The sequence below is a fragment of the Pseudomonas sp. AK-TSAG1-1 genome, assembly GCF_056821665.1.
On record NZ_CM165965.1, the window covers coordinates 1,000,280 to 1,014,925 of the forward strand.

Annotated in this window: 10 protein-coding genes; 3 read left to right on the forward strand and 7 right to left on the reverse strand. The window is 58.8% G+C overall.

Features of this window, described 5'->3' with window-relative positions; translation table 11 throughout:
• Positions 1-161: 161 nt before the first annotated feature.
• The gene (locus tag AC1UK9_RS04475; RefSeq protein WP_482579587.1) at positions 162-1,703 is read left to right on the forward strand and encodes an alkaline phosphatase D family protein; all 1,542 of its coding nucleotides are present in this window, start codon (positions 162-164) and stop codon (positions 1,701-1,703) included.
• A gap of 127 nt (positions 1,704-1,830) precedes the next feature.
• Here the strand turns inward: AC1UK9_RS04475 and AC1UK9_RS04480 are convergent, their stop codons facing one another.
• The gene (locus AC1UK9_RS04480) at positions 1,831-4,359 is read right to left on the reverse strand and encodes a PepSY domain-containing protein (RefSeq protein ID WP_482579588.1); all 2,529 of its coding nucleotides are present in this window, start codon (positions 4,357-4,359) and stop codon (positions 1,831-1,833) included.
• Between the two features lie 251 nt (positions 4,360-4,610).
• Positions 4,611-6,956 carry a TonB-dependent receptor gene (locus AC1UK9_RS04485; RefSeq protein ID WP_482579589.1) on the reverse strand — a complete coding sequence of 782 codons (2,346 nt, stop codon included), beginning with the start codon at positions 6,954-6,956 and terminating at the stop codon, positions 4,611-4,613.
• A gap of 206 nt (positions 6,957-7,162) precedes the next feature.
• On the opposite strand from AC1UK9_RS04485, the gene AC1UK9_RS04490 reads away from it, so the two are divergent.
• Positions 7,163-7,843 carry a Fe2+-dependent dioxygenase gene (locus AC1UK9_RS04490; protein WP_482579590.1) on the forward strand — a complete coding sequence of 227 codons (681 nt, stop codon included), beginning with the start codon at positions 7,163-7,165 and terminating at the stop codon, positions 7,841-7,843.
• Positions 7,840-8,616, forward strand: coding sequence for a tetratricopeptide repeat protein (locus AC1UK9_RS04495; protein WP_482579591.1), 777 nt, complete (start codon positions 7,840-7,842; stop codon positions 8,614-8,616). The genes AC1UK9_RS04490 and AC1UK9_RS04495 overlap by 4 nt, the downstream gene beginning before the upstream one ends.
• A 16-nt stretch (positions 8,617-8,632) precedes the next feature.
• On the opposite strand, the gene AC1UK9_RS04500 is transcribed toward AC1UK9_RS04495, so the two are convergent.
• The 5 genes from AC1UK9_RS04500 to AC1UK9_RS04520 form a co-directional block, all read right to left on the reverse strand.
• Positions 8,633-9,634, reverse strand: a complete 1,002-nt coding sequence (locus tag AC1UK9_RS04500) for an alpha-xenorhabdolysin family binary toxin subunit B (protein WP_482579592.1) — start codon at positions 9,632-9,634, stop codon at positions 8,633-8,635.
• A 29-nt stretch (positions 9,635-9,663) separates the two neighbouring features.
• Positions 9,664-10,728 (reverse strand): alpha-xenorhabdolysin family binary toxin subunit A, encoded by a 1,065-nt coding sequence (locus AC1UK9_RS04505; protein ID WP_482579593.1) that lies wholly within the window; start codon positions 10,726-10,728, stop codon positions 9,664-9,666.
• A 293-nt stretch (positions 10,729-11,021) separates the two neighbouring features.
• The gene (locus AC1UK9_RS04510) at positions 11,022-12,185 is read right to left on the reverse strand and encodes a type III PLP-dependent enzyme (protein WP_025110430.1); all 1,164 of its coding nucleotides are present in this window, start codon (positions 12,183-12,185) and stop codon (positions 11,022-11,024) included.
• Positions 12,186-12,827: 642 nt separating this feature from the next.
• Complete coding sequence (locus AC1UK9_RS04515; protein ID WP_025110429.1) at positions 12,828-13,985, reverse strand: osmoprotectant ABC transporter ATP-binding protein OsmV; 1,158 nt, start codon at positions 13,983-13,985, stop codon at positions 12,828-12,830.
• Positions 13,982-14,635 carry an ABC transporter permease gene (locus tag AC1UK9_RS04520; RefSeq protein ID WP_025110428.1) on the reverse strand — a complete coding sequence of 218 codons (654 nt, stop codon included), beginning with the start codon at positions 14,633-14,635 and terminating at the stop codon, positions 13,982-13,984. The genes AC1UK9_RS04515 and AC1UK9_RS04520 overlap by 4 nt, the downstream gene beginning before the upstream one ends.
• Positions 14,636-14,646: the final 11 nt, after the last annotated feature.

A 14,646-nucleotide genomic window follows, 5' to 3' on the forward strand; every position in this document is an offset into this window, starting at 1 on the left:
CCTCTGTGGGAGCGGGCTTGCTCGCGAAAGCGGTATGTCAGTCAAAGAAATATCGACTGACACGACGCCTTCGCGAGCAAGCCCGCTCCCACAGGGGGAGGCGTTGTCATGCCGGATTCATCATCCCGTGCTTAAGTTTTCCTTTTTTCAGGGAGAACACCATGAGCGATTTCAATCCGGGTCGGCGGCGCGTCATGCAAGTGGTCGGTGCCGGTCTGTTGATGCCGGGGCTGGCGCCGGCGGTGATCGCGTCGGTCAAGGATCGACCACAACTGACTGACGGCGTGCAGTCCGGCGACCTGCAAGGCGACCGCGCGATGATCTGGAGCCGCAGCGACCGTCCTGCGCGGATGGTGGTCGAGTGGGACACCCGCAGCCAGTTTCGCCACCCGCGCCGTGTGGTCTCGCCACTGGCCGATGCGCGCACGGATTTCACCGCACGGGTTGAACTCACTGGGCTGCCCGCCGATCAGGCGATTTTCTATCGGGTGTATTTCAAGGACGCACAAACCGGCGTCGCCAGCGAACCGTGGCTCGGTCACTTGCGCAGCGCACCGACCGCGCGGCGCAACATCCGCTTTGTGTGGAGCGGTGACACCGTTGGCCAGGGCTTCGGCATCAACCCGGACATCGGCGGCATGCGCATCTACGAATCCATGCGCCTGCGCCTGCCGGACTTCTTTATCCACAGCGGCGACACCATCTACGCTGACGGCCCGGTGCCGGCGCAGTTGACCACCGAAGGTGGTCGCGTGTGGCGCAACCTCACCACCGAAGCCAAGAGCAAAGTCGCCCAGACGCTGGACGACTATCGCGGCAACTACCGCTACAACCTGATGGACGAAAACATCCGCCGCTTCAACGCCGAAGTGCCGCAGATCTGGCAGTGGGACGACCACGAAGTGGTCAACAACTGGTCGCCGGGCAAACAACTCGACGAGCGTTATCAGGAAAAAGATATCCACACCCTGGTTGGCCGTGCGCGCAAAGCCTGGCTCGAATATTCGCCAATGCGCCTGCAGGCGGCCGACGGTGGCGGGCGGATTTATCGCAAGCTCAGCTATGGGCCGATGCTCGACGTATTCGTGCTCGACATGCGCAGCTATCGCGGCGCCAATGACGACAATCTCGGCGCGGCGAAACCGTTCCTGGGGCGTGAGCAACTGGATTGGCTCAAGCGTGGGCTGAAGCACTCCAAGGCGCAGTGGAAGGTCATCGCCGCCGACATGCCGATCGGCCTCGGTGTGCCGGACGGTGAAGTCAGTCCGGGCGTGGCGCGTTGGGAAGCAGTGGCCAACGGCGATCCCGGCCCGGCTCAGGGGCGTGAACTGGAAGTTGCCGAGCTGCTCGGTTTTCTGCGGGCGCAGCAAGTGCGCAATTTCGTGTTCCTCACCGCCGACGTGCATTACTGCGCGGCGCATCACTACCACCCGGATCGTGCGGCGTTTCAGGATTTCGAACCGTTCTGGGAGTTTGTCGCCGGGCCGTTGAATGCCGGGAGCTTCGGCCCCAATCCGCTGGACAAGACCTTTGGCCCGGAAGTGGTGTTCCAGAAGGCACCGCCAACGCAGAACGCCTCACCGTTTGCCGGCTTTCAGTTTTTTGGCGAGGTGAATATTGAGGGGCAGAGCGGGGAGATGAGCGTGGTGTTGCGGGATTTGAATGGGGTGAGCGTGTTTGAACAGAAGTTGCAACCGGTGTGATTTAACCGGCACTGCAACTTCCTTGTGGGAGCGGGCTTGCTCGCGAAGACGTCATGTCAGTCGACATCGACTCCGCTGACAGACCGCGTTCGCGAGCAAGCCCGCTCCCTCAGGAAGGTGAGTAATCTCAGTAAACGTCGCGGCGGTAACGGCCCTGTTCGATCAGGCGTTCGACTTCGGCGGTGCCGAGGATGTCGTTGAGCACCTGATCCACGCCGGCGGCCATGCCCTGAAGGCTACCGCAGATGTAGATCACCGCACCGTCAGCCAGCCATTGCTTCAGCTCGTCAGCGGATTCGCGCAGGCGATCCTGCACGTAAATCTTCTGCGCCTGATCCCGTGAAAACGCCAGGTCCAGTCGGGCCAGATCGCCATTGATCAACCACTCTTCCAGCTCTGCCCGGCAGAGGAAGTCGTGTTGACGATTACGTTCGCCGAACAGCAGCCAGTGGCGCTGCTGGCCGTCGGCGATGCGCGCCTTGAGCAGGCTGCGCAACCCGGCAAGACCGGTGCCGTTACCCAGCAGAATCATCGGCACTGGTTGGTTCGGCAGGTGGAAGCCACTGTTGCGGCGCACGCGCAGGCTGATGCTGCCGCCGACCGGGGCGTGCTCGGTCAGCCAGCCGGAACCGATGCCCAGGCTGCCATCGCTGTGTTGTTCCTGACGCACGATCAGCTCCAGCACTCCGTCAGCGGCGATCGACGCAATCGAGTACTCGCGCATCGCCAGCGGCACCATCGCATCGACCAGCGCCTGCGCGTGCAGGCCGACCAGATGGGCGCGGTGCTCCGGCAACTGACGCGAGGCGAGGGCGACTTCCAGCGGCTCTTCGAGGCCGTTGATCTTCACGCTGGTTTCGCCACGAATGCCGAGGCCGTCGAGGAAATGCTCGACCGCCCATGCGCAATTGCGCGGCAGTACTTCCACCAGATCGCCGGCCAGCCAGCTGCTGGTGCTCGGTGCGCTCAGGCCCAACAGGTAAACCGGCGAACCACTGCTGTCGGGGTTCAGCCGTTCGCGGCGCACCAACGTCCAGTTTTCGTAACTCGGCGCTTGCCAGGTGTCGACTGGCGTTTGCCCGGTGAGCAGCCCGAGTTGAGTCTGCCAGTGACGCAGGGCATACGGGTCGCCGCTGTCGACTTCGACCGGGGCGAAGAGGGTCTTGCCGCCGTGCTCGCTCAACCATTGATGCAGGCGTCGGGCGAAGCCGCAGAAGTGCGAATACTGACGGTCACCCAGACCCAGTACCGCGTAGTTCAGGCCATCGAGGCTCGCGGCGTTGCGCAGGACTTTGCGTTCGAAGCCGCGAGCGCTGTCCGGTGCTTCACCGTCGCCGAAGGTGCTGACCACGAACAGCGCGTTGTTCGATTCACACAGATCCTGCGCGCTGACATCCGCCAATGGCTGCACCTTGACCGGCAACCCGGCGGCCTGCAATTGTCCGGCAGTCTGCCACGCCAGTTGCTCGGCGAAACCGCTCTGGCTGGCGAAACCGATCAGCCATCCAGGTGCATTGCCAGCCGGTTGTTCGAGGCCTTTGCGCGCGTCCTGAATCTGCTTTTTCTTGCGCCGACGATCCAGATACAGCAACCAGCCGGTGATGAAAAACAGCGGCATGCACAAGGCGGCGAGGGTGACGATGATCCGTCCGGCGAGCCCGAAATAGCTGCCGACGTGCAGCGCGTAAATGCTGGTCAGCAACTGCGCCTTGAAGCTCTTGTCGGCGTAGCGATCGACACGTTTGACGATGCCGGTGACCGGGTCGAGGGTGATCTGGTTCAAGGCGCGCTCATGCGGTGAGCTGTCGAGCAGGTAGAACACGGTCGCCGGTTGCCCGGCCACTGGCGGCATACGGATGTTGTAGGCCGACAGGCCCGGGCCGGCCGCGCTGTAGATGCTGCTCCACATTGCCGCGTAGTCGGCGGTTGGTGCCGGGCCTTCCGGCGCCGGGCCGCGACCGCCGCGCACGCGCTCGTTTTGCGGCGCATCGGAAAGCAGTTTGGTCAGGCCTTTGTTGTACCACTCGTACGACCAGGACAATCCGGTCAATGCCAGCAGCAGATACACCAGCAGGCACCAGGTGCCGGCCACCGAGTGCAAATCCCAGTTGAAGCTGCGGCCCTTTTTCTTCCCGTCGAGGGTCAGCCACACGCGCCAGCTGTTCCACTGTCGTGGCCAGCGCAGGTACAGCCCGGAGAGGCAGAAGAACAACAGGGTCAGGGTGCACGCGCCGGTGATGTTTCGCCCGGTATCGCCCATGGCGAGGAAGCGGTGCAGTTGCAACATCAGGCCGAAGAAATCCTGGCCTACGGCGTCGCCCATGAACTCGCCGGTGTACGGATCGAAATAGCGCATCTCGCCACGGCGCTCGCCTTTGGGCGGGGTGAAGTAGACGCGCGCAGCATTGCCGCTGTCAGTCTCGACCCAGAGCATCGAGACCTTTTTGCCGGAGGTTGCTTCGATGTGCTCTACCAGCTCGACTGGAGGCAGGACGCCGGCGACCTGTTTTTCCACCTGCAATACCGACGGGTTCAGCGCCCGCAGAATTTCGTCCTGAAACGAATAGGCGGCACCGGTAATGCCCATCAGGGCCAGCACCAGCCCGGCAGTGATGCCAAAAAACCAGTGCAGCTGGAACAGGGTTTTCTTCAACACGTCGCTCGCCTTGTCCGTTCGAAAATATGTCATCACGGCGCGCATTATGCCGTGGGTTGTCGAGAGCTTCTTTGATTACGCACAAAGGCCCCGTTCAAATGAATGAACGGGGCCATGGTCTCGCGACGCATGCCTTTGTAGGAGTGAGCCTGCTCGCGATAGCGGTGGATCAGTCAATCCATTCGCTGGTTGACACGACCTCATCGCGAGCAGGCTCACTCCTACAGGTTCTCGCACATTTACAACATCGGTCAGAAGTGGAAGTTGGTGCTCAACAGCGCCGTACGGCCCGCCGCCTGATTGGCGAAGTGGGTCGCGAAGGCTTTGTCGTAGTAGGTTTCGTTGGTCAGGTTCTGCACGTTGAGTTGCAGGTCGACGTTCTTGGTCAGCTTGTAGGCCGCCATGGCGTCGTAACGCACATACGAGTCGACCATGGTGGTGTTGGCCACGCTGCCGAACACGTCATCGACATAGAACGCACCGCCACCGATGGTCAGCTTCGGCGTGACCTGGTAGGTGGTCCACAGGCTGGCGCTGTTTTTCGGTGTGTTAGGCAGCTCGTTGCCGTTGTTGGCTTTGTTGGCCGGCAAGTCACCACCGTCCACTTGCTCGCTGTCCATGTAGGCGTAACCGGCGAACACCTGCCACTTGTCGGTGAGCTTGCCGCTGGCCGACAGCTCGATACCTTGCACGCGGGTCTTGCCGACGTTTTCGTACGAGGTGGTATCGACTTGAACGCGCGCGTTGTCTTTCTCGGTGCGGAAGATGTCGGCGGTCAGCGACAGGCGATCATTGAGCAAATCCCACTTGGTACCGATTTCGTAGTTTTTGGTGGTTTCCGGCTCCATGTCGCTGCTCAGCAGGTTGCCGCTGCGATCGGTGGTGCCGCCCAACGGGTTGCCGTCCATGCCTTCACCCAGGGTGCTGCCCGGTGGTGTGGCGGAGGTGGCATACGAGGCGTAGATGCTGCCGTTTGGCGCCGGCTTGTAGACCACGCCGAACTGGCCGGTGACGAACTCGCTGGTGTCCTTGCCTTTCGATTCAATACCTTTGGTCACGACGGTCGCGCCGGAGCCATCGTAGGTACGGTATTTGGTGTCGAAGTGGTCATAGCGCAGGCCCATGTTCACCAGCCACTGATCGGACAACTCCAGGGTGTCGAACGCATACAGGGCGTAGGTATTGGCCTTGGTGTCGGTACCGGCGTAGTTGCGCGAGATTGCGCCGTTCCAAGGGTCACCCGGGTTCGGATTCGACAGCGAGGTGCAGTTGTAGCCGCTGGACGCGCCGATCATCGACGGGGTGCAGTTGCTGCTGGAGTTGCCAGCCGAGCGCGGCGTCGTGTCAGTGTTGACGTTGTACGAAGATTTCTGGCTTTCCTCGTAGGTGTATTCGACACCGGTGGAGAAGCTGTTCTTGAAGCCGGCGACGTAGAAGTTGCCGAACAGGTCAGTCTGGTTGGTGGTGGTCTCGGTGTTGCTCACTCGAGTATTCGCACGACGCCAGACGCTGCCGTTGTTGACGTTACCCTTGCTGTCGTCCGGCTGGGTCAGGATGTAGTCCTGCATGCTGGTGCCGTGGCGCAGGGTGTTCTTGATGGTCAGCGAGTCGCTCAGGTCGTGTTCGATGGCGAAGGTCGCGGTGTCGGTGCGGCCCTTGCGGAAGTCGCGACCGTCCAGTCCATAGAAGTTGCTGTGATCGCCACCCGAGTACGGTTTGTCCGGGTTGGACTTGGTGCGTGCAGCCGAACCACCGGCCGGAATGGTGTACGGAATGCCCGAGTCCGGGGTGTCGTTGCTTTCGAGATGGTAGTAATCGAGATTGACGCGGGTGTCGGTGCCAAGGCCGAACGCCAAGGACGGGGCGATACCCCAGCGGTCATAGTCGACGCTGTCACGCCCGGCGACGTTGCTCTCGTGGCTCATCAGGTTCAGACGGCCGGCAGCGGTGTCGCTGAACTGGTAGTTGCCGTCCAGGGTGTAGCGCTGAGTCTGGTCGGAGCCCCAGGTGAAGCCGCCGTCGAAGGAGTTGCCCAGGTGCGCTTTCTTGCTCACCAGGTTGATGCTGCCACCGGCCGCGCCGCGACCGCCGATAGCCGAGTTCGGGCCTTTGCTGACTTCGATGTTTTCCACGGCGAAGATTTCGCGGCTCTGCGAACCGGTGTCACGCACGCCGTCGAGGTAGGTGTCGCCCTGGGCGTCGAAACCACGGATGAACGGACGGTCACCCTGCGGGTTGCCACCTTCACCGGCGCCAAAAGTGATGCCCGGTACGGTGCGCAGCGCGTCCTGCATGTTCAGGGCGCCAGTGTCTTTCAAAACTTGTTGCGGGATCACGGTCACCGAGCGCGGCGTGTCGACCAGCGGTGCGGTGTACTTGGGCGAGGAGGCTTTTTCGACCTGGTAGGACGTCGAGTCCTGGGCTTGGCCGGTGATGGCGGTAGCGTCCAGGGCGATGGCATTGCCGGAGGCTTTGCTGTCGGTCTTCTCGGCGGCGAACACCATCTGGCCAGCGGAACCGGCGGTGATTGCCACACCGATGGCGGAAGCGAGCAGACGTGGTGAACTGACCGGTAATTGTGCGTGTTGACGTGCCATTTTTATTCCCTCCCCAAGGATTTGAGGGGGCGGAATATAGGGTAAACAGGTATTCGTATCAATTGCGAAACATTGCTATCCGTACTGAATTTACATTCTTTACAATTTAACCTTACGGTTTTTGCCAGTTCATTCGTCTAGCGGGTTTTACACAGCCAATAAGAATCAATACCATTGCCGCCTCTTTGCCATCAGGTGACTTCGACATGCTGCTGCACATCCCCGCTCTGTTCGAGAAAGACGAAGTGCGGCGCATCCGCGAGGCTCTGGAACAGGCCGACTGGGCCGATGGCAAGATCACGGCCGGGTTTCAATCGGCCAAGGCCAAGCACAACCTGCAGTTGCCGGAGGGCCATCCACTGGCCAAGGAAATTGGTGCGGCGATGCTCGAACGGCTGTGGAAAAACCCGCAGTTCATGTCCGCTGCACTGCCGCACAAAGTGTTCCCGCCGTTACTCAACTGCTACACGGCCGGTGGCAGTTTCGACTTTCACATCGATAATGCGGTGCGCCAGCCCAAGGGCAGTATCGAGCGGGTGCGCACCGATCTGTCGGCCACGCTGTTTTTCAGCGAGCCTGCGGATTACGACGGTGGCGAGCTGGAAATCCAGGACACCTTTGGCACCCAGCGAGTGAAGCTGCCCGCCGGCGACATGGTGCTGTACCCGGGCAGCAGCCTGCACAAGGTCAACGCCGTCACCCGCGGTGCGCGCTATGCGTCGTTCTTCTGGACGCAAAGCCTGGTACGCGAAGACAGCCAGCGTGCGCTGCTGTTCGAAATGGACGGGGCGATCCAGCAACTGACGCAAGACATGCCCGATCACCCGTCGCTGATCCGCCTCACCGGCACCTATCACAATCTGTTGCGGCGCTGGGTCGAGGTATGAGCTACCAACTGCGGCGCGAAGAAGTGCTCGACGGCACGCAGCTCAGCGCCATGCTCGAAGAAAGCCCGGCCCGTGCCGCGCAGGCGATTCTGCTCGCGGCCGGCCAGGGCATTGTCGAAGCGCAGGCGCTGCTCGGACAAATTCTGCTCGACGGCCGCGGCATCGCCCAGGATCTGCCGCTGGCGCTGCGCTGGTTCGGCATCGCTGCCGGGCATGGGCATCTGATGGCGCGCAATATGCTCGGCCGTTGTCATGAACATGGATGGGGTTGTGTGGCGGATGCCACGATTGCCGCGCAGCATTATCGAATCGCTGCGGACAGCGGGTTTGACTGGTCGATGTACAACCTGGCGAATCTGTTGGCCACCGGACGCGGTGTGTCTGAGGACCAGGCTCAGGCACTTGCTCTGTATCGGCGCGCCGCTGAAGTCGGGCACGCCAAATCGATGAATCTGCTCGGCCGTTATCTGGAAGAGGGGCGGGCGTGCCCGATGGATCGGACCGCGGCGCACGACTGGTATCGACGGTCGGCTGAGGGCGGGGACTTTCGCGGGCAGTTCAGTCATGCAGCAATCCTGGCCGAAACGGGGCGAATCGAAGAAGCATTGCAATGGCTTGCCAAGGCGCTGGTGATCGGCAATGTGAAGTTCTTGCAGGTCAGCAGCGAGTCGCTGCTCGCGTCCCCGCACCGGCAGATACGCGCCATGGGCGCCGAGTACCATCAGCGACTGTCTGCCCTCGGCGGCGAGGTTCCTACCCTTCATTGGCAATGAAGGGCAGGGGCAGCGATCAGCCTCGTAACCAGCGTCCCTGCAGTGGGATCAGGTAATTGCGCAACGCCTGGCTGTGTTCAAGCATTCGCTCGCCACACAGCAGGACGTCTTCGTTCGGTGTAGCCCTGACTGCGCCGAGGAACGCTGACAGTGCATCGGTCAATTTTCCGGTTTCGCTGACATACGCTTGCTGGTGTGGCACGACCTTCTGCGTATCGTTCAACTGACGGCTCTTGTCGTCGTTGTCCTGCCGTTGTTTTGCCAGGGAAGCCACGCGCTCCTCGCGCTGAGCAAGGCGCATCTGGATGATTTGTCGCGCCCGGATCAGGTCCTTGTATTTGATCAACTCGTTGGCTTCGTCCAGAAACTTGTTGGCGACAATCAGTCCTGCTTCCAGTGCCGCGGCTTCAGGGGTTTTTGGCTTGTTGCCAATCATCGCCTTCAGTTGTTCGAGCAAAGGCTTGATTCGATCAATGAATGTCAGTTTTTCAAACTGTGTAATCGCCAGATTCAGAACCGCTTCGTCGTCTTTCAGTTGAGCCAGCGGGATGTTCTCGGCGCTGTATTCCCGATCCAGAGTTATTTTAGCGGTGGCCAGTTCTTCGAGCCTGAAGCGGTTGTTGCTGATGGTGATGCTCTGCACACCGAACACGTCGTTATGCAGCGACAAGTGCAGCCTGGTCATTTGTTCGGTGCACAACTTGATCAGTTGCGTGACGATTTTCGAATACCGCTCGCGTGCGTTTTCAACCTGACCGTTCGACGCATCTACTTTCAGACTGGCCAGGGCTTGCAGGTTTTCACTCAGGTCGTCGGCATCCAGGGCTGTAATTGCCGAGTTGATGGTGTTGGCCACCGTTAGATCCAGGTCACTGACGGCAGCATTCAGACTGATCAATTCATCGCTCAGGGCTTTGATATAGAGATTGGCGGAGCCGATGATCGCTTGATAACGAATCGCCTCGCGACTTTCTTTTATACGGCCGAGGTCCGGCTGAGCATAGTTGGCGTTTGCCATGTTAAATTTCTCTCGAATGAAGGGGGTTATTAATTGAATGCGCTGATAAGTTGGTTCGAGTTGTTCTGGACAGTTTTCCAGTTTTTAAGAACAACCTTGAAGCTGGAAACAAAACTTCTGAGGCTCAGGAATTCGGTCATGCCCATGACTTTATTTTCCGAGGCGCTGATGTAGTCCGTGATGGAGATCCAGAGCGTCTCCAGTTGCGAGGTACTCTGGAGAGCGCCCTCTACATAGATCGACATGCTGCTCAATCCGGCCTGAAACTCCATGAGCGTGCCGGCGAGAATGCTTTTCTGCTTGACCTGCTCAGTCAACAAATCTCGTTGATCAATCAGTGGGCGTAAATGTATTGCTTGTTGACGTTCCAGGTGCTGGTACCAAACCGATCCAACGCCGTTGTGAATACTGATAAACCCAAGGAAATGCTCGAAAAAATTGGGATTGGTCTCCCTGGTCTTTTCATCGATACGTTGCTGAGCGAGATCGATGGCGACATTCAGCTCGGTAAGCTGTCGATTGATTTGTTCATCATTGGCCAACTTAAGTTTTGCGCCAAGCTTGGTGGAAACCTTGTCGTTGAGATCAGTCCTAAAGTATTTAAGCCGCTCGCTGACGTCCTGGCTGCTGAGTTTTTTCTCGCCGATCGATCGTGCGATGAACGCCAGCGATTCCTGGATGGAGCCGAAGCGGCTCTTCTCGGTCTTGCCGATCTCCAGTGGCGGGAGACTGTTTATTTCCTCCTCGGTCAGCGAGTCGATAGTGCCCAGATAATTTATGTAGCCCGGCATCGTCACGATCGCATCGATGATGTCCTGACCGAAACTTTCCAGATCTTCCGAGAAAGTTGCGAGGCTACCGGCCACACGCTTCATCGAATATTCGATTTCTGTCCAGGCGCTGGCATTGTTAATAATTGTGTGATTGAGCTCGACTATATCAAATAGCTCAAGGCCGATAATTCCGGTGTGTTTTGTTTTTAATTGTTTTTCTACATCCTCTATGCTGCGCGGCAATGATTTGGCGGAGGTGATATAGTTTTTTATTTTTCGGATGTCGTCTTTGGTGATAAGCGGATTTGGACTCGGTTGCACTTTCAGTTCCTTTGGGGTTGTGTTTGAGTCCTTAGGTTAAAACTATTCATGCTTTCGGGTATATGTGTTGAGTGTGACTTGTTGTTTATTATTTGTTATTTTTTGGAATGTTTTGAATGAAAGGCTTGCGTGTATTTTCTTTTTGTATTTAGTGGCTTGATGTGGCTGTTTATTGCAGTAAGTTGGCGGGTGGCGTTGATTGATTCGCGCCCGGGATGATCATGTAGATAAATAATCGTGGCGCAAATAAAAAAGGCCCATGGAAACATGGGCCTTTTTTCAATCGGTGCGGGTTACACGTAATACGATTTCAGCGGCGGGAAGCCATTGAACTCCACGGCGCTGTAACTGGTGGTGTAGGCACCGGTCGACAGCCAGTACAGACGATCACCGATCGCCAGGTTCAGTGGCAGGCCGTACTTGTAGTTTTCGTACATGATGTCGGCGCTGTCGCAGGTTGGGCCGGCGATCACCACTTCTTCCATCTCGCCTTTCTTCTCGGTCCAGATCGGGAACTTGATCGCTTCGTCCATGGTTTCGATCAGGCCGGAGAACTTGCCCACATCGGTGTACACCCAACGCTCGACGGCGGTGCGCGATTTACGTGCAACCAGTACCACTTCGCTGACCAGGATGCCGGCGTTGGCGATCAGCGAACGGCCCGGTTCCAGAATGATTTCCGGCAGGTCATCACCGAAGTCTTCTTTCAGGAAACGGATGATTTCTTCGGCGTAGGTTTCCAGGCTGTTGGTGCGGGTGATGTAGTTGGCCGGGAAGCCGCCGCCCATGTTGATCAGCTTCAGGTGAATGCCGTCTTCTTCTTTCAGGCGTTCGAAGATCACTTTGACCTTGGCGATCGCCGCGTCCCAGACGCTGATATCGCGCTGCTGCGAGCCCACGTGGAACGAGATGCCGTACGGCACCAGGCCGAGGTCGCGAGCGAGGATCAGCAGGTCCATGGCCATGTCGGTCTGGCAACCGAACTTGCGCGACAGTGGCCAGTCGGCGGTGGTCGAACCTTCGGTGAGGATGCGTACATAGACTTTGGAACCCGGCGCTGCCTTGGCGATGTTGCGCAGGTCGGCTTCGGAGTCGGTGGAGAACAGACGCACGCCCTTCTCGTAGAAGTAGCGGATGTCCTTGGATTTCTTGATGGTGTTGCCGTAGCTGATACGGTCGGCGCTGACGCCGCGATCCATCACTTTGTCCAGCTCATAGATGGAGGCGATGTCGAAGCTCGAACCTTTCTCTTTGAGCAGGTCGATGATCTCGACGGCCGGGTTGGCCTTGACCGCGTAGTAGACCTTGGCGAATTCGAAACCGGCGCGCAGGTCATCGTAGGCCTGGGCGATCATCGCGGTGTCGATCACCACGAACGGGGTTTCCTGTTTGTCGGCAAACGCCTTCATTTTGTCGAATGTAGCGCGCGCGAAATAGTCTTCGACCTGGATCGACATACTTGGGACTCCTAGTGGCAAACGTCGTTAATCAATGGGTGCAAATGAACGTCCTCCGTATCCCCACTTTGGTTCGCCTACTTCCCAAGGCATGTCGCCGAAAGCAAAAAGGCCATGGGAAATGTAGCTTTCTTTCCCTTGGCCTTGCTGTCTCGTCGTCAGTACTTGAGCCGGATGGATCGTTTCCAGCATGGACGTTCGGCGCGAACTTTAGGACGTGAGGGGCCTGAGATCAACTAAAAATGTCGCGTTTTTGCACGCTTCTGACGTGCGTCGCGGATATCACTCTTTGTAGCCGACCGAGATGACGGGCAGATGTTCCCAGAGATTTTTAAAGTGTTAAAAATACCTGCACGTTCGCGGCTTTTGCCGGCTAACTCGTGGGTAAGTGTGATGGCATCAACATCGGCGACGTTGGCGGCGAGACGAGGGTGTGAGGGGGATTTTGGCTGTTTGGGAAGGTCTGTTTGCAGAGGTTCTGCGGACGCTGCTGTTGAGATTTTTTTCCGCCCTGCGAATGACCATAAAATTACACAATTCCTGTGGGAGCGAGCCTGCTCGCGAAAGCATTCTCACAGCCAGCATCATTGCTGACTGATATTGCGCATTCGCGAGCAGGCTCGCTCCCACGGTTTTGCGTTTTTACGCGACCACGGCCTCAGCCGGCGAGACGATATTGGTCTTCATCCCGCGCGAACGCCCTGAACTTAGATAAGCCGCAATCGATTCCTGCGTCACCTCGCCGAGGAACACCCGCTCGGCATCCATCACCGGCAGCCACGAACGATTGAACTCGTACATGCGCGACAGCAGGATGCGCAAATGCTCGTCGTACGCCGCCGTGGCGTTGAATTCGCGCAGGAATTGCGCACAAGTCCCGGTCTGACGGTGCAGGTCGCGACGACGCACGTAACCCAGCGCCTTGTTCTCGGCGCAGGTAACCACCACGTAGCGGCGGTCATGCTCGTCCATCAACTCCAGCGCATCGGCCACCGGGGTGTCCGGACTGACCGATGGCGCGTTGTCGGCGGCGTCTTCGGCTTTCACCAGCAGCAGGCGTTTGAGGGTGCTGTCCTGGCCAACGAAGTTGCTGACAAAGTCGTCCGCCGGATGCGCGAGCAGGGTGTCGGGGTGATCGATCTGCAACAGTTTGCCGGCGCGGAAAATCGCGATCTTGTCGCCCAGCTTGATCGCTTCGTCGATGTCGTGGCTGACCATGATCACGGTCTTGTTCAGCGCGCGCTGCATCTCGAAGAATTCGTTCTGGATCATCTCGCGGTTGATCGGATCGACCGCGCCGAACGGCTCATCCATCAACAATAGCGGCGCATCCGCCGCCAGTGCGCGAATCACGCCGATGCGCTGTTGCTGGCCGCCGGACAGTTCACGCGGGTAGCGGTGCAGATACTGCTTGGGTTCCAGTTTGATCATGCTCATCAATTCGCGAGCACGGTCGTGGCACTTCTGTTTGTCCCAGCCGAGCAGTTTCGGCACGACGACGATGTTCTCTTCGATGGTCATGTTGGGGAACAGACCGATCTGCTGGATCACGTAGCCGATGTTGCGGCGCAGGGTCACTTCGTCGAGATCAGTGGTGTCTTCGCCGTTGATGAGGATCTTGCCCGAAGTCGGTTTGATCAGGCGGTTGATCATTTTCAGCGTGGTGCTTTTGCCGCAACCCGATGGCCCGAGGAACACACAGATTTCGCCTTCATTGACGGTCAGGCTTACCGAGTCCACGGCTTTGACATCTTTGCCGTTGCTTTGGAAAGTTTTGCTGAGGTTTTGAAGTTCGATCATTTGAGGAGTCCTTTTGGAGTCAGCGTACGTTGCAGCCACTGCAGGAGAAGGTCGGCGAAGATCGCCAGAAGACTGACCAGCAGCGCGCCGACGATGAGCATCGACATGTCGCTGCGGCTGATGGAGGCGAGGATCAGCACGCCGAGGCCGCCGGCGCCGATGGTCGCGGCGATGGTCATTACGCCGATGTTCATCACCACGGCGGTGCGCACGCCAGCGAGGATCACTGGCACCGCAATCGGCAGCTCCACCATGCGCAGGCGCTGGCCGAAGGTCATGCCAATACCGCGTGCGGCTTCACGGATGCCCGGTTCGACGCCGGTCAGGGCGAGGTAGGTGTTGCGCATGATCGGCAGCAGCGAATAGAGGAACACTGCGGTGATCGCCGGCATCGGCCCCAGGCCCTGGCCGAACTTTGAATAGAACGGCAGCAGCAGGCCGAACAGCGCAATCGACGGCACGGTCAGCAGCACCGTGGCGCTGGCCTGCAAAGGCCCGGCGAGGGCCGGAAACCGGGTCATCAGAATGCCCAGCGGCACACCGATGAGGATCGCCAGCGTCACTGCGATGCCGACCAGGGTGATGTGCTGCCAGGTCAGGTGCATCACCTGCTGCCAGTCGAGGTGGGAAAAGGCGTTCAGAAATTCCATGACTTTTCCTC